This window comes from Pseudarthrobacter defluvii, from assembly GCF_030323865.1.
GTDB classification, from domain to species: Bacteria; Actinomycetota; Actinomycetes; order Actinomycetales; family Micrococcaceae; genus Arthrobacter; species Arthrobacter sedimenti.
Genome location: NZ_CP066362.1, coordinates 3354752 through 3371141, shown reverse-complemented (window position 1 = coordinate 3371141; position 16390 = coordinate 3354752). Strand labels below are relative to the sequence as shown.

18 protein-coding genes are annotated in these 16390 nt (G+C 65.8%); 14 read left to right on the top strand and 4 right to left on the bottom strand.

The window, feature by feature from the left end:
* The first annotated feature begins 80 nt into the window (after positions 1-80).
* Positions 81-458, top strand: coding sequence for a DUF7793 family protein (locus JCQ34_RS15715; protein WP_286398970.1), 378 nt, complete (start codon positions 81-83; stop codon positions 456-458).
* Between the two features lie 27 nt (positions 459-485).
* On the opposite strand, the gene JCQ34_RS15710 is transcribed toward JCQ34_RS15715, so the two are convergent.
* Entirely contained in the window at positions 486-1523 is a 1038-nt protein-coding gene (locus JCQ34_RS15710) for a LacI family DNA-binding transcriptional regulator (protein ID WP_286398969.1), read from the bottom strand.
* A 152-nt stretch (positions 1524-1675) separates the two neighbouring features.
* Between JCQ34_RS15710 and JCQ34_RS15705 the strand changes: the two genes are divergently transcribed.
* From JCQ34_RS15705 to JCQ34_RS15665, 9 genes are all read left to right on the top strand, one after another.
* The gene (locus JCQ34_RS15705; protein ID WP_286398967.1) at positions 1676-2020 is read left to right on the top strand and encodes an L-rhamnose mutarotase; all 345 of its coding nucleotides are present in this window, start codon (positions 1676-1678) and stop codon (positions 2018-2020) included.
* 85 nt (positions 2021-2105) lie between these two features.
* Positions 2106-3272 carry an L-rhamnose isomerase gene (gene rhaI, locus JCQ34_RS15700; RefSeq protein ID WP_286398965.1) on the top strand — a complete coding sequence of 389 codons (1167 nt, stop codon included), beginning with the start codon at positions 2106-2108 and terminating at the stop codon, positions 3270-3272.
* Positions 3273-3280: 8 nt separating this feature from the next.
* On the top strand, positions 3281-5317 hold the full coding sequence (locus JCQ34_RS15695) for a bifunctional aldolase/short-chain dehydrogenase (RefSeq protein ID WP_286398963.1): 2037 nt from the start codon (positions 3281-3283) through the stop codon (positions 5315-5317).
* On the top strand, positions 5314-6810 hold the full coding sequence (locus JCQ34_RS15690; protein WP_286398962.1) for a rhamnulokinase: 1497 nt from the start codon (positions 5314-5316) through the stop codon (positions 6808-6810). Before JCQ34_RS15695 ends, JCQ34_RS15690 begins: the two co-directional genes overlap by 4 nt.
* Before the next feature lie 72 nt (positions 6811-6882).
* Complete coding sequence (locus tag JCQ34_RS15685; protein ID WP_286398959.1) at positions 6883-7902, top strand: acetylxylan esterase; 1020 nt, start codon at positions 6883-6885, stop codon at positions 7900-7902.
* Positions 7903-7951: 49 nt separating this feature from the next.
* Positions 7952-9277 carry a glycoside-pentoside-hexuronide (GPH):cation symporter gene (locus JCQ34_RS15680; RefSeq protein WP_286398957.1) on the top strand — a complete coding sequence of 442 codons (1326 nt, stop codon included), beginning with the start codon at positions 7952-7954 and terminating at the stop codon, positions 9275-9277.
* Between the two features lie 236 nt (positions 9278-9513).
* Positions 9514-10635, top strand: a complete 1122-nt coding sequence (locus tag JCQ34_RS15675) for a 3-deoxy-7-phosphoheptulonate synthase (protein ID WP_286398955.1) — start codon at positions 9514-9516, stop codon at positions 10633-10635.
* 154 nt (positions 10636-10789) lie between these two features.
* Complete coding sequence (locus JCQ34_RS15670) at positions 10790-11002, top strand: helix-turn-helix domain-containing protein (RefSeq protein ID WP_043452394.1); 213 nt, start codon at positions 10790-10792, stop codon at positions 11000-11002.
* Positions 11003-11153: 151 nt separating this feature from the next.
* Positions 11154-11252 (top strand): 30S ribosomal protein bS22, encoded by a 99-nt coding sequence (locus JCQ34_RS15665; protein ID WP_003792170.1) that lies wholly within the window; start codon positions 11154-11156, stop codon positions 11250-11252.
* Positions 11253-11330: 78 nt separating this feature from the next.
* Here the strand turns inward: JCQ34_RS15665 and JCQ34_RS15660 are convergent, their stop codons facing one another.
* Entirely contained in the window at positions 11331-12149 is an 819-nt protein-coding gene (locus tag JCQ34_RS15660) for an HAD family hydrolase (protein WP_286398949.1), read from the bottom strand.
* A 78-nt stretch (positions 12150-12227) separates the two neighbouring features.
* On the opposite strand from JCQ34_RS15660, the gene JCQ34_RS15655 reads away from it, so the two are divergent.
* Both JCQ34_RS15655 and JCQ34_RS15650 read left to right on the top strand, forming a co-directional pair.
* Positions 12228-12482 (top strand): glutaredoxin family protein, encoded by a 255-nt coding sequence (locus JCQ34_RS15655; protein WP_286398947.1) that lies wholly within the window; start codon positions 12228-12230, stop codon positions 12480-12482.
* Between the two features lie 10 nt (positions 12483-12492).
* The gene (locus JCQ34_RS15650; protein WP_286398945.1) at positions 12493-13197 is read left to right on the top strand and encodes a redox-sensing transcriptional repressor Rex; all 705 of its coding nucleotides are present in this window, start codon (positions 12493-12495) and stop codon (positions 13195-13197) included.
* 74 nt (positions 13198-13271) lie between these two features.
* Here the strand turns inward: JCQ34_RS15650 and JCQ34_RS15645 are convergent, their stop codons facing one another.
* Together JCQ34_RS15645 and JCQ34_RS15640 are read right to left on the bottom strand one after the other, a co-directional pair.
* Complete coding sequence (locus JCQ34_RS15645; protein WP_286398942.1) at positions 13272-14123, bottom strand: hypothetical protein; 852 nt, start codon at positions 14121-14123, stop codon at positions 13272-13274.
* Positions 14124-14328: 205 nt separating this feature from the next.
* Complete coding sequence (locus tag JCQ34_RS15640) at positions 14329-14877, bottom strand: YceI family protein (RefSeq protein ID WP_286398940.1); 549 nt, start codon at positions 14875-14877, stop codon at positions 14329-14331.
* 203 nt (positions 14878-15080) lie between these two features.
* Here JCQ34_RS15640 and JCQ34_RS15635 point away from each other — a divergent pair, with 203 nt between their 5' ends.
* Both JCQ34_RS15635 and JCQ34_RS15630 read left to right on the top strand, forming a co-directional pair.
* On the top strand, positions 15081-15761 hold the full coding sequence (locus JCQ34_RS15635; protein WP_286398937.1) for a histidine phosphatase family protein: 681 nt from the start codon (positions 15081-15083) through the stop codon (positions 15759-15761).
* Positions 15762-15814: 53 nt separating this feature from the next.
* Entirely contained in the window at positions 15815-16375 is a 561-nt protein-coding gene (locus JCQ34_RS15630) for a TlpA family protein disulfide reductase (RefSeq protein WP_200830762.1), read from the top strand.
* Positions 16376-16390 lie beyond the last annotated feature (15 nt).

Below are 16390 nucleotides of genomic sequence, written 5' to 3'. Positions count from 1 at the left end.
GGCGTGGGTCGGTCTTCCTGACTCCCCGCGCTAAGGCAAGATAGTGGAGTCAGGAACTGCCCACTGGAGGGAGGCGGGAGATGGAACCCGTAATGGTCGACGGCGGCAAGGGCACCGTGGAATTGCGCGCCGACGGCATCATCCACCTCATCTGGGAGCCCAGCGTCCGCATAGAAGTTGAGGATGCGCAGGCAGCCATGGCTGCGGTGAACCGCATAGCCGGCGACGCCACCTATCCCATGCTGGTGGACATGGCCACCACCGAGAATGTCAGCATCCAGGCGCGCTCGGTCTTCTCCATCCCCTGCGCGGCCAACCGCATCGCCCTGCTGGGGGCAAGCCCCGTGGACCGAATCATCGCCAACTTCTTCCTGGGAGTCCACGTCCCGCCGTGCCCCACGCGCTTCTTCACTTCCCGGAGCGACTCCATGAAGTGGCTGCAGCAGTCCGGCAAATAGCCCTTCCGGGCCTCTGCCGCCGCTGCGTCAGCCAGCGCTGGTTTTTCCGTCCGCGGCTGTGTCGGTGCTTTGCCGGACCACCAGCTCGGGAGTGAACACCACGGACCGGTGGACGGGATTCTGCGATTCCACTTCCTCGGACAGCAACTCGATGGCTGTCCGGCCCAGGAGTTCCGTCGGCTGGCGGATAGAGGAAAGCGGCACCACCGCCGAAGCGGCAAAGTCAATGTCGTCGTAGCCGATCAAGGCAACGTCCTCCGGGATGCGGAAGGTGTGGGTCATGGTGAGCGATTGCATGACGCCCAGGGCCAGGAGGTCGTTGGCGCAGAAAATTCCCTCCGGCAACTTGGCCCTGCCCCGTTCCACCAGCACGTCGCCCACGCTGCGGCCGGCCAGGACGGTCTGACCTTCGGCTTCCAGCACCTCGAGGGTGGCGTCCGGCTCCTCCTTCACGGCCCGCTGGGCCCCCTGGAGGCGGTCCGCCACCTGGCGGATGGAGGTGGGGCCACCCACGAAGGCGAGCCGGCGGCGGCCCGTGTCCAGGAGGTGTCGGGCGGCAAGGTACCCGCCGGCGTCGTCGTCCACTGCAACCGAACTGAACTTGGATTCGTCAGCCAGACGGTCCACCAGTACCGTGGGCACTCCGCGCTCACGGAGGAGGTCCAGCCTCTCCGCGATATCGCCCACGGGGGAAATCAGCAGGCCCTGCACGCGCTGCTCCTGGAAGAGGTCGATGTAGTTCGCCTCCCGGCCGGCGTTGTGGCCGCTGTCGCCGAGCAGGACTGCGCTTCCCTGGAGTGCTGCGGCGTCCTCGGCCGCCCGAACCACGGAGGTGAAGAAGGGGTTGCCCACGTCCAGGACAATCAGTCCGATGGTGCGGCTGTGGCCCACGCGGAGCTGGCGGGCGGCATCGTTCCGGATAAAGCCGAGCTCGTCAATGGATCGGAGCACCCGCTCCCGGGTCCGCTCTGACACCCGGTCCGGATAGTTCAGGACGTTGGAAACCGTGCCCACGGCCACGCCCGCGTGGGTGGCAACGTCCTTGATGCTGGCTGTGCGGTTCATCGATTCTCCGTGCTGATATGCCCGCGGCAGTCGGTTCCGCGCGGGAAATCAAAAGTTCTTGCCATTGCTTGACACCTGCTCAAATCCAAGAGTACTTTGAATCGTACCAATGAAACGATTCAAAAAATCGCGAAGTTTGAAGAGGGGTTCCAATGAGGGTGTGCTTCCGTTCCTCGGTCCAGCCGGCGCTGATTGATGAATACCGTCGGCGCCACGCAGAGGTGTGGCCGGAGATGCTGCACGCCCTCGAGGAGGCGGGCTGGCACAACTATTCCCTCTTCCTGGGAGAAGACGGGCTCCTGGTGGGCTACGTGGAGTGCGACGATTTTGACGCCGTCCGTGCCCGCATGGCCCTGACGGAGGTCAACGCCCGCTGGCAGGCGGAAATGGCAACTCTTTTTGAAGATTCCGGCCAGGCGCCCGATGAGGGGTTCCAGGTCCTTGAGGAAGTCTTCAACCTCGACAGCCAGTTGGCGGCCCTCCCCTCCGTGGGCTGATCGGGGCAAAAACCAGCACGGCTCCAGTAGCGGGGCACCAACCACAATGCATCAGAATGACGCTCAAACACCGGAAAGAACCATCATGAATGACGTAGCAACGGCGCTGGGCAGGCTCGGGGAGCTTGCCATTGAGGTCCCTTCGTGGGCCTATGGGAATTCAGGCACGCGGTTCAAGGTGTTCGGCACACCCGGTACGCCGCGGACCGTGCAGGAAAAGCTGGCGGACGCCGCCAAAGTCCATGAGTTGACCGGCTTGGCCCCCACCGTGGCCCTGCACATTCCATGGGACAAGGTGGACGACTACGCCGCGTTGAAGGACTACGCCGCGGGACTGGGTGTTGGCCTGGGCACGATCAACTCGAACACCTTCCAGGATGATGAGTACAAGTTCGGCTCATTGACTTCCTCAAATGAGGCGGTCCGCCGCCGGGCGGTCGACCACCACCTCGACTGCATCCAGATCATGCACGCCACCGGATCCCGCGACCTGAAGATCTGGCTGGCGGACGGTACCAACTACCCGGGCCAGGATGACCTGCGTGGCCGGCAGGACCGGCTGGCCGAGTCCCTGCAGGAAATCTACGCGGCCCTGGGCGACGAGCAGCGGCTGGTGCTGGAGTACAAGTTCTTCGAGCCGGCTTTTTACCACACGGATGTTCCGGACTGGGGCACCTCCTATGCCCAGACGCTGGCCCTGGGGGAGAAGGCTTTTGTCTGCCTCGACACCGGCCACCACGCCCCGGGCACGAACATCGAGTTCATCGTGATGCAGCTGCTGAGCCTGGGCAAGCTGGGGTCCTTCGATTTCAACTCGCGCTTCTATGCTGACGACGACTTGATCGTGGGTGCCGCGGACCCGTTCCAGCTCTTCCGCATCATGCATGAGGTGATCCGTGGTGGTGGGTTCGGCAAGGATTCGGGCGTGGCCCTGATGCTGGACCAGTGCCACAACCTGGAGGAAAAGATCCCGGGCCAGATCCGCTCGGTGCTCAATGTCCAGGAAATGACGCTGCGCGCGCTGCTGGTGGACAGGGCCGCTTTGGATGAGGCGCAGCGTGCCGGGGATGTCCTGGCCGCCAACGGCATCTTCAACGACGCCTTCTACACCGACGTCCGGCCCATCCTGGCCCAGTGGCGCGAATCCCGCGGCCTGCCCGCGGATCCGATGGCCGCCTTCAAGGCCAGCGGTTACCAGAAGAAGATCAACGAGGACCGCGTGGGCGGCCAGCAAGCCGGATGGGGTGCCTGAGGAAAGTTATGAGCAACAAGACTGTTGAAGACCTGATTGCCCGTTCCAACCGCCTGGGCGCGGATAAGCGGAACACCAACTTCGCCGGCGGCAACACCTCCGCCAAGGGCACCGAAACGGATCCGGTCACCGGTGAGGACGTCGAACTCCTGTGGGTTAAGGGTTCCGGCGGTGACCTGGGCACGCTGAAGGAGCAGAACCTTGCCGTGCTGCGCCTGGACCGGTTGAACGCGCTCAAGAACGTCTACCCCGGCGTCGAGCGCGAGGACGAGATGGTGGCCGCGTTCGATTACTGCCTTCATGGCAAGGGCGGCGCGGCCCCCTCGATCGACACGGCGATGCACGGGCTGGTGGATGCCGCGCACGTGGACCACCTGCACCCGGATTCCGGCATCGCGATCGCGACGGCGGCCGAGGGCGAGACGCTGACCGCCAAGATCTTCGGCAACAAGGTGGTCTGGGTGCCCTGGCGCCGTCCCGGGTTCCAGCTGGGCCTGGACATCGCCGCGATCAAGGACGCCAACCCGCAGGCCGTCGGCACCATCCTGGGCGGGCACGGCATCACCGCGTGGGGCGCCACCAGCGAAGAAGCGGAAACCAACTCCCTGTGGATCATCGAGCAGGCCGAAAAGTACATCCGCGACAACGGCAAGGCCCAGCCCTTCGGGCCCAAGCTCCCCGGATACGGTGCACTGCCGGAGGCTGAGCGGCGGGCCAAGGCCGCCGCCCTGGCACCGGTGATCCGCGGCCTGGCCTCCACCGACAAACCGCAACTGGGGCACTTCAGCGATGACGCCGTCGTCCTGGACTTCCTCGAAGCCGCCGAACACCCGCGCCTGGGTGCCCTGGGCACCTCCTGCCCGGACCACTTCCTGCGCACCAAGGTCAAGCCGCTGATTCTGGACCTGCCAGCCGACGCCAGCGTGGAGGACTCGGTTGCCCGGCTGCACGAACTGCACGCGGACTACCGCGAGGACTACCAGGCCTACTACGACCGGCACGCCGATCCCGATTCCCCGGCGCTGCGTGGGGCGGATCCTGCCATCGTGCTGGTCCCGGGCGTGGGCATGTTCTCCTACGGCAAGGACAAGCAGACCGCCCGGGTTGCCGGCGAGTTCTATATCAACGCGATCAACGTCATGCGCGGCGCGGAGGCAATCTCCACCTACGCCCCGATCGAGGAATCCGAGAAGTTCCGGATCGAGTACTGGGCGCTGGAGGAAGCCAAGCTGGCCCGGATGCCCAAGCCCAAGTCCCATGCCACCCGCATCGCGCTGGTGACGGGTGCGGCGTCCGGCATCGGCAAGGCCATCGCCACGCGTTTGGCGTCCGACGGCGCGTGCGTCGTCATTGCCGACCTGAACCTTGGGAACGCACAAAAGGTCGCCGAGGAACTGGGCGGTGCCGACGTCGCCATCGGCGTCCAGGCCGATGTCACGGACGAGGCCCAGGTTGCTGCCGCGATCGACGCCGCTGTCCTGGCCTTCGGCGGCGTCGACCTGGTGGTCAACAACGCCGGCCTGTCGATTTCCAAGCCGCTGCTGGAAACCACCGAAAAGGACTGGGACCTGCAGCACAATGTGATGGCCAAGGGCTCGTTCCTGGTGGCCAAGGCCGCTGCGAAGGTGATGATCGCCCAGGGCATGGGCGGGGACATCATCTACATCTCCTCCAAGAACTCGGTATTCGCCGGCCCCAACAACATTGCCTACTCCGCCACCAAGGCAGACCAAGCCCACCAGGTCCGCCTGCTTGCCGCCGAACTGGGCGAGCACGGCATTCGCGTCAACGGCATCAACCCCGACGGCGTGGTGCGTGGTTCAGGAATCTTCGCCGGCGGCTGGGGCGCCAAGCGCGCCGCGGTCTACGGCGTGGAGGAGGAGAAGCTGGGCGAGTACTACGCCCAGCGGACCCTGCTCAAGCGCGAAGTCCTGCCCGAGCACGTGGCCAACGCCGCCGCCGTCCTCACCAGCAACGAACTGTCCCACACCACCGGCCTGCACATCCCCGTGGACGCCGGGGTGGCCGCAGCCTTCCTGCGGTGAGTGCCTTCGCTTCCCCGCCACAGCGCGGTGCCGGCGGCGGTGTGCGCACCCCGGGTGTGTTCGCCGCCGTCGACATCGGCGCCTCCTCCGGGCGTGTGATGCTGGGACGGGTTTCCGGTGAAGGGGTGGAGCTGGAAACCGTCCACCGCTTCCCCAACGGCGTGGTGGAGCGCGACGGCGGCCTCCGCTGGGACTTCGACGCCCTGTACGCGGAGGTGCTTGAGGGCCTGCGCGCTGCCGCTACGGTGGCGGCAGTGCAGGGCGAAAGGATTGCCAGCATAGGCATCGACACCTGGGCCGTGGACTACGGCCTGGTGGACGACGCCGGGAAACTGGTGGCGCAGCCGTTCAGCTACCGCGACGACCGCAGCCGCACCGCCGTCGCGCACGTCCACGGCACACTGGACCCGGCGCGCCTGTACCAGACCACTGGCCTGCAGTTCCTGCAGTTCAACACCATCTACCAGCTGGCCACTGAGCAGGACCTGGACGGGCTGCATGCGCTGCTCATCCCGGACCTGATCGCGTTCCTGCTCACCGGCGTACGAGGGACCGAAGCGACCAACGCCTCCACCACCGGACTGTTCGACGCCGTGGCGGGGGAGTGGGCCACCGAGTTCTTCACTGCACTGGGCCTGCGGAAGGACCTGTTCCCGCCGCTGATCCAGCCCGGCGAAGCGTACGGGGACCTCCTGCCGGACGTGGCCGCGGCCGTTGGCCTTCCTGCCGAAACCACGGTGGTGGCAGTCGGCTCCCACGACACCGCCTCCGCCGTCGCCGCAGTTCCCGCCGGGAATGAGGCCTTCGCCTACATCTCCTCCGGTACCTGGTCGCTGGTTGGCCTGGAACTGAAGCACCCCGTCCTCACCGAGGCCAGCCGGGAAGCGAACTTCACCAATGAACGCGGCGTGGACGGCACCATCCGCTACCTGCGGAACGTGGGCGGGCTGTGGCTGCTGAGCGAATGCCAACGGGCATGGGCCGGCGAGGGTTTCCAGCCGGAGCTTTCCGCCCTCCTGGCTGCCGCCGCGGCACTTCCCGCCGACGGGCCGCAGATCAATGCCGATGACCCGGGCTTTATCGCCCCGGACAACATGCCCGGGCGCATCCGTGCCGCTGTGCGGCGTGCCGGTGCGGACCTGGGTGATGACCCTGCGGCCATCACGCGCTGCATCATGGACAGCCTCGCGGCAGGTTATGCCCGGACCATCACGGCCGCGGAGCGCCTGGCCGACAGGCCCGTGGAGGTGGTGCACGTGGTGGGCGGCGGCTCGCAGAACGCCCTGCTCTGCCAGCTGACCGCCAACGCGACCGGTAAGCCTGTCATCGCCGGGCCGGTGGAAGCCACCGCCCTGGGCAACGTACTCGTCCAGGCCCGCGCCGCCGGCGCAGCCACTGGGGGACTGCCGCACCTGCGCGAAATCGTGGCGGCCGGAACCACCCTGCGCCGCTATGAACCGCTTGTCAGCGTTCACGAGGGGTACGTGCCGTAGAAAGAACCTGTGCAGTAGAAATAGAAGAACCCACCGCCAGCCGCTGAACAACAGAAACAGAACAGGACAACGATGCCCCTCTTCGACCTTCCCCTGGCACAGCTGCGCACCTACACCTCCGAGGTCACGCCGCCGGAAGACCTGGACGCGTTCTGGGGTGCCACCCTCGACGAAGCCCGCGCCTTTCCGCTCAATGCAACCTTCGAGCCGGTGGAAAACTACCTGACGGTCATTGACACCTTCGACGTGACCTTCTCCGGCTTCGGCGGCGCACCGGTCAAAGGCTGGCTGCACCTGCCCGCCAACCGGGAGGCAGGTGCCCGGCTTCCGGTGGTGGTCAACTACATCGGCTACTCGGGCGGCCGCGGCCTGGTGAACCAGGACACGCGCTGGGCGCAGGCCGGGTACGCACACTTCATCATGGACACCCGCGGCCAGGGGTACGGCGGCACACTGGGGCACACCGCGGATCCGCACCCGTCAGCCGGGGACGTGGCGCACGCCGGCCTCATGACCAGGGGCATCGCCAGCCGCGAGGACTACTACTACCGCAGGGTCTATGTGGACGCGTTCCGCGCCGTGGAAGCCACCCAGGCCCACCCCGCAGTCGACGCCGCCAAGGTGGTGCTGGCCGGGGTGAGCCAGGGCGGAGGCCTGGTGGTGGCCACGGCGGGGCTCACCGCCGGAAGGCTCGACGGCGTCATCGCCGCGCTGCCCGACGTTCCGTTCCTGCAGGACTTCCCCCGCGCCATCGACATCACCCCGCGCGGGCCGTACCCGGAGATTGCCCAGTTCCTGGCCCGGCACCGGGAGCGCTACGACGACGCCCTCGCCGTCCTCAACTATTTCGACGGCGTCAACCTTGCCCGGTATGCCACGGCGCCGGCGCTGTATTCGGCTGCCCAGATGGACGATATCTGCCCGCCGTCCACCGTCTTCGCCAGCTTCAACGCCTACGGCTCCGGGACATCCGCCGCCTCAGCCACGGGAGCTGCCAAGGAGATCGAGGTGTACCGGTTCAACAACCACGAAGGTGGCCAGGAGCACCAGTGGATCCGGCAACTGGTGTTTCTGCGCAAGATTCTGGGGTAGATTCCTGTTCGGGCGAGAAAGCGGTTTCTCGCCCTGGGGACAGGAAAAAATGAAGCCATTGAACAGGGCCGCGATCCTAGGCTACGGCGCCGGCGACGCAGCCAACAGCATGATCATCAGTACTGCCAACATGTTCCTGCTGGTCTACTACACCGACGTGGCCGGGATCGGAGCGGCAGCTGCCGGTACCCTGCTGGTGGTTGCGCGGGTGTTCAACGCCTTCACGGACATCGCTGCCGGCCGGATCGTCGACCGTTTTCACAGCGATCGGTGGGGAAAGTTCCGGCCCTTCCTGCTCTTCGGCTTTGTTCCGCTGGTGCTGGGCGTGGCTGTATTCCATGTGCCCGACGTCGAGCCAGGCCTGAAGCTGCTCTACGCCTACTGCACCTACTTCCTGGTCTGTCTTGCCTACAGCCTGGTGAATGTCCCCTACGGCTGCCTGGTGGGCGCCATGACCCAGGACCCCCGTGACCGGGCCAGGCTGGCCGGAGCGCGGACCATCGGCGGCCTGTCGGTAGGGGCGACGCTTGGGTTCTTCGTGGCACCGCTCCTGGGCAGGGGCGGGGACGTCCAGCAGATCTTCACCGTGATGACGCTGGTCTTCGCGGTGCTGGGCTCCGGCCTGTACGTGTTCACCGGGACCGCCTGCCGGGAACAAGTTGCCGGCAGCGTTCCCAAAATCACCTGGCGCCAAACCACTGACGCGCTCAGGGTCAATTCGCCGCTGGTGGTCCTGTGCCTCAGTTCCGTACTGCTGGTGACCGGCAATTCCGCCACCGTGGCGGCGCAGTTTTACTACCTGCGCGATGTCCTGTCCCGCCTGGACCTCTTTCCCCTGATGGCGGCAACGCAGGTGGTCATTACCCTGGCGCTTGCCGTGCTGATGCCGCGCCCGGTCAACAGATGGGGCAAGAAGGCAGTGTTCGCCGCCGGCTGCATGCTCGGCGCCGCGGGTGGACTGGTGGTTTTCCTGGCGCCGGCAGAAGCCCCCTGGCTGGCGGTGGCCGGGATGGTCCTGGCCCAGCTCTCGGCGGCGACGGTAAGTATCCTCACCTGGGCACTCATCGCGGACACCGTGGAATACGGGGAGTGGAAAACCGGCGTCCGGGTCCAGGGCATCAACTACGCCCTTCTGGCGGCCACCCGGAAGCTTGGCATGGGCTTCGGTGGCGGATTGGTCGCCTTCGCGCTGGCGTGGGGCGGCTACTCCTCGTCGGTCCAGGAGCAGGCGGCACCGGCGCTCACGGCGATCCGCGCCGCCGCCGGACTGCTGCCGGCCGCACTGGTGCTGGCCGCCGTCGTCATCATGTCCTGGTACCGGCTCACGGACCAAAAGCACGCCGAACTGGTGGCCGGCCTCCAGGAGTCGCGATGAAGCAATTGTGACGGACCCTGATTTTGCGGCCACGCGCACCCGGGTTTATGGTCTCTTCCATGACTAACCGTTGGTATGCGTATTTTTCGTTGGCTCTGGAGGGGCCCGCGTCTAACTGACACGCATCCAGCATTCCTTCAGAGCCAGCAGGGCAGAGATCATTCTCTGCCCTTCGCCGTTTCTCCGGCGGGTTCTGAAATCCGGGCCCGCTTCCCATCTGGAACAGGACCCCGAACATGAGCACCGCAACAGCAGCAGCCCCCGCTATCAAGACCAAGTCCACGTCGAACCTGCGGGTCAGCGAGTTCACCCCATTGCCCGCCCCATCGGCGCTCCTCTCCAAACTGCCCCTTGACGCCCGGGCTGCTGCCGTCGTCGAACGCGGACGCGATGAGGTCCGCGCCATCATGGACGGCGTGGACGACCGCCTGCTGGTCATCGTAGGTCCCTGTTCCATCCATGACCCCAAGGCAGGGCTGGAGTACGCCCGCCGGCTGGTCAGCCAGGCCGAAAAGCACAAGGAAGACCTGCTGATCGTCATGCGGACCTACTTCGAAAAGCCGCGCACCACGGTGGGCTGGAAGGGCCTGATCAACGATCCCCGCCTGGACGGCAGCCACGACATGGTCACCGGCCTCCGCACGGCCCGGCAGTTCCTGCAGCAGGTCACCGCGCTGGGCCTGCCCACCGCCACCGAATTCCTGGAGCCGATCAGCCCCCAGTACATGGCCGACCTCATCTCGTGGGGCGCCATCGGTGCCCGCACCACGGAAAGCCAGATCCACCGGCAGCTTGCCTCCGGACTGTCCATGCCCATCGGCTTCAAGAACGGGACCGACGGCGGCCTGCAGGTGGCCATTGACGCCTGCGGGGCCGCGGCGGCGGCCCAGGCGTTCCTGGGGATCGACGGCGAGGGCCGGGCCGCGCTGGTGGCAACCGCCGGCAACCCGGACACCCACGTCATCCTCCGCGGCGGCCGCAAGGGGCCCAACTACTCAGCGGCCGACGTCGAACGTGCCTCCAACGAGCTGGCGGGCAAGGGACTGAACCCGCGCCTCATCGTCGACGCCAGCCATGCCAACAGCGGCAAGAGCCACCACCGGCAGGCCGAGGTGGCGCTGGAGATCGGCGCGCAGCTCGAGGACGGCGGGACCGCGGCGCGCGCCGTGGCAGGCGTCATGCTGGAGAGCTTCCTGGTGGGCGGGGCCCAGAACCTGGACGTCGCGGAACACGCAGCAGGGCGCTCTGAACTGGTCTACGGCCAAAGCGTCACGGATGCCTGCATGGACTGGGATGTTTCCGCGTCCGTCCTGGAGCAGCTGGCGGCATCGGCACGGAAGCGCCGGGAGTCGAATTAGGGGACGAAATAGGGGACCCGCTACTTTCACATCTGCCACAGGAACATCTAGAGTATCTATTTAGGTGGTTGGTGGATGGCTCAGCATCGGAACACCGCATTGGCACGTACCTGGGGTCACTGTTGTCCATCCGTCAGCAAAGGAAAATAGGGAAATGTCGGCAGAACAGAACTTCTCCAACGCGAAGTTCCTGACCGTGGCTGAAGTAGCCGAGGTCATGCGCGTCTCCAAAATGACTGTCTACCGGCTGGTGCACTCGGGCGAAATGCCGGCAGTGCGCTTCGGCCGCTCCTACCGGGTCCCCGAGAACGCCGTCGAACAGTACCTCAAGGGTGCTGTCGTGGACGGCCACACCGAGACGGCCTGAGGCGGCCTGTCCTGAGCCGCTCCTGATAGGCGGTACCCTGTTAAGGAACGTTTTACGTCATTGTAAGAATCTGTCAGTTGTTCAGTTCGTAGCTTTGTCCACGGACATTCTCCATCAGACAGGTACTGCATCTAGTTTGTAAGGAACTTTCGTGGGTTCAGTTATTAAGAAGCGTCGCAAGCGTATGGCCAAGAAGAAGCACCGCAAGCTGCTTCGCAAGACCCGTCACCAGCGCCGCAACAAGAAGTAGCAATACTTCGAACAGCGTGGAAATGCCCGTCGCCTCCCGAGGCGGCGGGCATTTTCTTTAATCGGGCTACTTCCCCGGCTACGCCCGCGGGCCGCGCATTCGGGCGAAGCCCTTCCAGAGGCCGTAAATGGCACCGCCAAAAGTGGCTGCCTTGAGGCCCAGGGTGGCAGCCCGGCGGCCGGCGCGGAAGTCGTAGACCGGCCAGTTGCGGTCACGGGCGTGGCGGCGCAGCTTGGCATCCGGGTTGATGGCAACGGGGTGCCCCACCAGCGACAGCAGCGGGACGTCGTTATAGGAGTCGCTGTAGGCCCAGCAGCGCTTGAGGTCCAGGCCTTCCTCGTCGGCGATGGCCTGGACGGCCACGGCCTTTGCTGAGCCGTGCAGGATGTCGCCCACCAGCCGGCCGGTGTACATGCCGTCCGACACTTCGCCCACCGTCCCCAGCGCTCCGGTCAGTCCCAGGCGGGTGGAGATCACGGTGGCCACCTCGATGGGCGTGGCCGTCACCAGCCAGACGCGACGGCCCACCCTGAGGTGCTGTTCCGCCAGTGCTTTGGCCCCAGGCCAGATCCGGGACGCAATCATCTCGTCATAGACCTCTTCGCCGAGGGCCTTGATGTCGTCAACGGTGATCCCGGCGGCCAGCGTCAGGGCAGAATCGCGCACGGCGTGGACATCGTCGATGTTTTCCCCGCGTGCCACGAACTTGAACTGCTTCCATGCGAAGCCGGCGGCCTGGGCCAGGGTGAACGCTCCGCGCTGGTGCATCTTCCGCGCCACATGGAAGAGGCTGGCTCCGCGCATCAAGGTGTTGTCCACGTCGAAGAACGCCGCTTCGCCTGGCTGCGGCTCGGCAACCGGGCGCGTGACTACGGCGACGTATTTCTCCTCGGGCATGGACTTGAGTCTAGTCAATCCAGTGGCCTGCCGCCGTCGGCGTCACCGGCAGCACGCGAACGGCGCTACCGTTAAGCCATGGCTACACCCCGCGTCGTCCTGGTCACCAAAGCTGACTGCCACCTTTGCGAAGACGCGCGCGACGCCGTCAGCCGGGTCACTGCCTCATTGGGCCTCACCTGGAGCGAAGAGCTGGTGGACAACCAGCCCGAGCTGCGTGAGCGCTACGCCGAGGAGATCCCGGTGGTGCTGGTGGACGGCGTGCAGCGCGACTTCTGGAAGATCGATGAAATCCGGCTGGAACGCGTGCTGCAGCGCGCCATGGCCCAGTAGGGGAGTGCCGGTGACCTCCCTGGATCCAACGCCGCAGCCCCTCCCGGACCTTCCGGACGCCACGGGCACCGCGCCAAAGCAGATACCGCCCGCCGCCGTAGCCCGGCTGACGCTCTACCTTCGCGCCCTGAACACCCTGCTGGCGGAGGGCGTGGAGCGCGTCTCCTCCGAATCGCTGGCGGAGGCCTCCGGGGTGAGTTCCTCAACCCTACGCAAGGACCTCTCCTATGTGGGGTCGTACGGAACCAGGGGCGTGGGCTACGAGGTGCAGTACCTCAGCCGCCATATCGCCGCCGCACTTGGACTGACGCACGACTGGAAAGTGGCCATCGTCGGGGCCGGCAACCTCGGCAAGGCGCTGGCGCGGTACGGCGGCTTCGAGTCCCGCGGGTTCGACGTCGTGGCTATTTTCGACGCCGACCAGATGGTGGTGGGCAGCGAAGTGGGATGGCTGCGTGTCAGCGACGTGGCAGACCTCGAAACAGTCCTGCGCCGGACCGGGGCCAACATGGTGGTGCTGGCGCTTCCGGCCGCTGTGGCCCAGGGCGTCTGCGACCGGGTGGTGGCTGCAGGCGTGCACAGCGTCCTGAGTTTCGCACCGGTGATGCTGCAGGTTCCCGACGGCGTCAACCTGCGCAAGGTGGACATGGCCACCGAACTCCAGATCCTGGCTTATCACGCCCAGCGGGCGCAGTCACCCGGCCAGACAGCCTAGGCGCTGGCTTAACGCGGGCGGCCCGGGAAGCATTGCTGCTTCCCGGGCCGCCTGTTTCCCAGCTGCCGTGCTGGTTACCGACCGTAAGGGTTGCCGAACCCACCGGAGTACGGGTTGGCGAAAGGCTGCTGCTTCCGGAAGTACGGGGCAGCTGCGGGCAGGTAAAGCAGCACGATGGCTACGATGCCCAGGACGGTTCCGAGCGTTCCGATGGAGGGGACCCCAAACAGGCCGAAAATGGACAGGGCCGCGAAAACTGTTCCCAGGATGCGGGCCCAATTCCTGCCCTTGCGAACGAAGAAGGCCACCAACAGGTACAGCGCGACGCCGATGATGGCGAACACCACCAGCGTACCGGCGATGAAGCTCTTCATGCTGTCGTAGCTGATGTCTGTCCCGCTGGAGCGCATCTGCTGTTCAAAAAGCTGCCGGAGTTCGGGGCTGTCCAGCTGGGTGAGCCCGAGGATCATGCCGATGACGAAAATCGCCGCCGACGCAATGAGCAGCCAGAAGGAGATGTTCACCAGCTGGGGAACGCCGTTGCTTCCGGCCGGCTGCGGCTGCTCGGAGGGGTACTGGCCGTAAGGGGACTGTCCATACGGCGCCTGGCCGTACTGGGACTGGCCGCTTTGGGGCTGCCCGTAACCGGGAGCCTGGGAGGCGTTCTGCCCATATTGGGATCCCTGGGACCCGTACTGCGGTGCGTTCTGGCCGTACTGCGGGGCGTTCTGGCCATATTGCGGTGCTGCCGGCGGCTGCGAGCCGTGCTGGGGCTGGTTCTGCCCGTACTGCGGGGCGTTCTGGCCATATTGCGGTGCGTTTTGGCCGTAGCGCGGCGGCTGGGCTCCGGGCTGGTCGTTGCCGGATTGTCCGTTGCTGTTGCGGGGGTCTTCGGACCCGGGAGGCGGGACGGGAGGAGTACTCATGGGCGTTCCTTCTGCAGGGTCGGGATCCAGTTAGGCTGCCGGGAATCGGTCCTCAGCCTTCCCCCCAGCATGGCTTAAGTCCACCGTACCCCCGGCGGGCGGCGTTGTGGATGATTCGGGAGGTGTCGATGCACCGCGTTTGCCCGTTAAACACGGCACCCCGGCCACGCCGCGTAGGCGGGGCCGGGGTGCCGTGTTGGGGGATTTAGGCTGCGGGAGCGATGAAGGCGAGTTCCAGGTTGATGGCCACCTTGTCGCTGACCAGCACTCCGCCGGTCTCCAGGACCGCGTTCCAGGTCAGGCCGAAGTCCTTGCGGCTGATGGTGGTCTCGGCGGAGACGCCGGCACGGGTGTTGCCGAACGGGTCTACGGCCACGCCGTTGAACTCGGTTTCCAGGGTCACGGGACGGGTAACGCCCTTGATGGTCAGGTCGCCGGTGAGTTCGTAGCTGTTGCCCTTGGCCACGAGGCCGTTGGAGACGAAGGAGATTTCCGGGAACTTCTCCACGTCGAAGAAGTCCCCGCCCTTGACGTGGCCATCGCGGTTGGCGTCGCCGGAGTCGAAGCTGGCGGTCTTGATGGTGGCGTTGATCTTGGAATTAGCCACGTCCTCGGCCAGGTCCAGGGTGGCGGCGGCGTCGGTGAACTGGCCGCGCACCTTGCTGATGCCGGCGTGGCGGACGGTGAAGCCGATCTCGCTGTGCGAGTTGTCCAGGGTCCAGGTGCCGGTGGTGACGTCTGCGGGAAGTGCCATGATGTTGCTCCTTTTATAGCTGTGCCTGTTGTGGTCCTGATGTTGAAGCTTCATAAGTTGAAGTCTCAACTAACTTGCTGCATCCAGTATAAACATGCATTTGCATCTTTTGTTCCCGCGTTCGGAACATTTCTTCAAAAACTTCAGTTCTACTGGATGTAGAAGATTTCGGATCGCGCGCCATCTTTGAGAAACTGGTAAACATGCCCCAAGCCACTGTCCATCTGCTCCGCCACGGCGAGGTCCATAATCCCGACGGCGTTCTCTATGGACGGCTCCCGGATTTCCACCTTTCCGAGCTGGGCCAGGAGATGGCCCGGATGCTTGCGGAGCACTTCCGGCAGCGCGCTGAGCAGGGGGCCCGCATCACCTACCTGGCCGCCTCACCGCTTGAGCGTGCGCAGGAAACTGCACGGCCGACGTCGGAAGCCCTGCAGTTGCACATCCACACAGACGCGCGGATCATCGAAGCCGAAAACTACTTCGAGGGCATGAAGGTCACCAAGGGCGAACTGCGCAGGCCCAGGCACTGGCCGCACCTGGTCAATCCGCTGCGCCCGTCCTGGGGTGAGCCGTACAAGCAGCAGGCGGCAAGGGTGGCAGCCGCCGCGCAGGACGCGCGCCGGAAGGCCATTGAACTCGCGGCGGGCGACTTCGGCGCCGAAGGCCCCGAGGCCATCCTGGTCAGCCACCAACTGCCCATCTGGGCCACCCGGCTGAGCGCGGAAGGGCGGCCGCTGTGGCACGATCCCCGCAAGCGCGAGTGCACCCTGACCTCCGTTACGTCCCTGGTGTTCGACGATGCCGGCTCGCTGTTGCGGGTGGAGTACAGCGAACCCGCAGCATCCCTTCTTCCCGGTGCCGCCAGCACCCCTGGAGCCTAGTAGTGAGCAACAACAACCTTCCCTCGCGCCGCGGACTGCTCGCCGCCGGCGGCATGGCCCTGACCGCGCTGACCCTTGGCCTGTCCGGCTGCGCGCAAGAGGACGCCCTGGCCAAGCAGGCCAAAGCGGGGGACAACAAGAACTACGTTGCCGGCGACGGATCCGTGACCGAGTTCGCCGCCGCGGACCGCAAGGAAGCCGTGCAGATCCAGGGTGCCCTCTTCAACGGCACCGCCGTCACCCCGGCCGACTTCCAGGGAAAGGTGAGCGTCTTGAACTTCTGGTTCGCAGCCTGCGCCCCCTGCCGGGTGGAAGCGCCGCTCCTGGAGGCGCTGCACCAGGAGTTTAAGGACCAGGGCGTCCAGTTCTTCGGCGTCAACCTCCGCGACGAGAAGCCCACGGCCGAGGCGTTCGAGAAGACCTTCAACCTGACCTACCCCAGCTTTAACGACAAGGACGGCGGGGTCCTGTTGTCCGTGTCCGGCCTGGTGCCGCCCGGAGCCGTGCCCACCACGCTGGTCCTGGACAAGCAGGGACGGGTGGCCTCCCGCGTCCTCGGCGAGATCGAGAAGGGCACCCTGAAGGCCCTCATCACCGCCGCCGTGGCGGAATAGGGACAGGCCGGGACC

Coding starts and splice junctions, on each gene's coding strand:
- JCQ34_RS15635 (WP_286398937.1), top strand. CDS start 15,081: ATGCCCCAAGCCACTGTCCATCTGCTCCGCCACGGCGAGGTCCATAAT.
- JCQ34_RS15670 (WP_043452394.1), top strand. CDS start 10,790: ATGTCGGCAGAACAGAACTTCTCCAACGCGAAGTTCCTGACCGTGGCT.
- JCQ34_RS15660 (WP_286398949.1), bottom strand. CDS start 12,149: ATGCCCGAGGAGAAATACGTCGCCGTAGTCACGCGCCCGGTTGCCGAG.
- JCQ34_RS15680 (WP_286398957.1), top strand. CDS start 7,952: ATGAAGCCATTGAACAGGGCCGCGATCCTAGGCTACGGCGCCGGCGAC.
- JCQ34_RS15640 (WP_286398940.1), bottom strand. CDS start 14,877: ATGGCACTTCCCGCAGACGTCACCACCGGCACCTGGACCCTGGACAAC.
- JCQ34_RS15715 (WP_286398970.1), top strand. CDS start 81: ATGGAACCCGTAATGGTCGACGGCGGCAAGGGCACCGTGGAATTGCGC.
- JCQ34_RS15695 (WP_286398963.1), top strand. CDS start 3,281: ATGAGCAACAAGACTGTTGAAGACCTGATTGCCCGTTCCAACCGCCTG.
- JCQ34_RS15655 (WP_286398947.1), top strand. CDS start 12,228: ATGGCTACACCCCGCGTCGTCCTGGTCACCAAAGCTGACTGCCACCTT.
- JCQ34_RS15685 (WP_286398959.1), top strand. CDS start 6,883: ATGCCCCTCTTCGACCTTCCCCTGGCACAGCTGCGCACCTACACCTCC.
- JCQ34_RS15645 (WP_286398942.1), bottom strand. CDS start 14,123: ATGAGTACTCCTCCCGTCCCGCCTCCCGGGTCCGAAGACCCCCGCAAC.
- JCQ34_RS15675 (WP_286398955.1), top strand. CDS start 9,514: ATGAGCACCGCAACAGCAGCAGCCCCCGCTATCAAGACCAAGTCCACG.
- JCQ34_RS15705 (WP_286398967.1), top strand. CDS start 1,676: ATGAGGGTGTGCTTCCGTTCCTCGGTCCAGCCGGCGCTGATTGATGAA.
- JCQ34_RS15630 (WP_200830762.1), top strand. CDS start 15,815: ATGGCCCTGACCGCGCTGACCCTTGGCCTGTCCGGCTGCGCGCAAGAG.
- JCQ34_RS15710 (WP_286398969.1), bottom strand. CDS start 1,523: ATGAACCGCACAGCCAGCATCAAGGACGTTGCCACCCACGCGGGCGTG.
- rhaI (WP_286398965.1), top strand. CDS start 2,106: ATGAATGACGTAGCAACGGCGCTGGGCAGGCTCGGGGAGCTTGCCATT.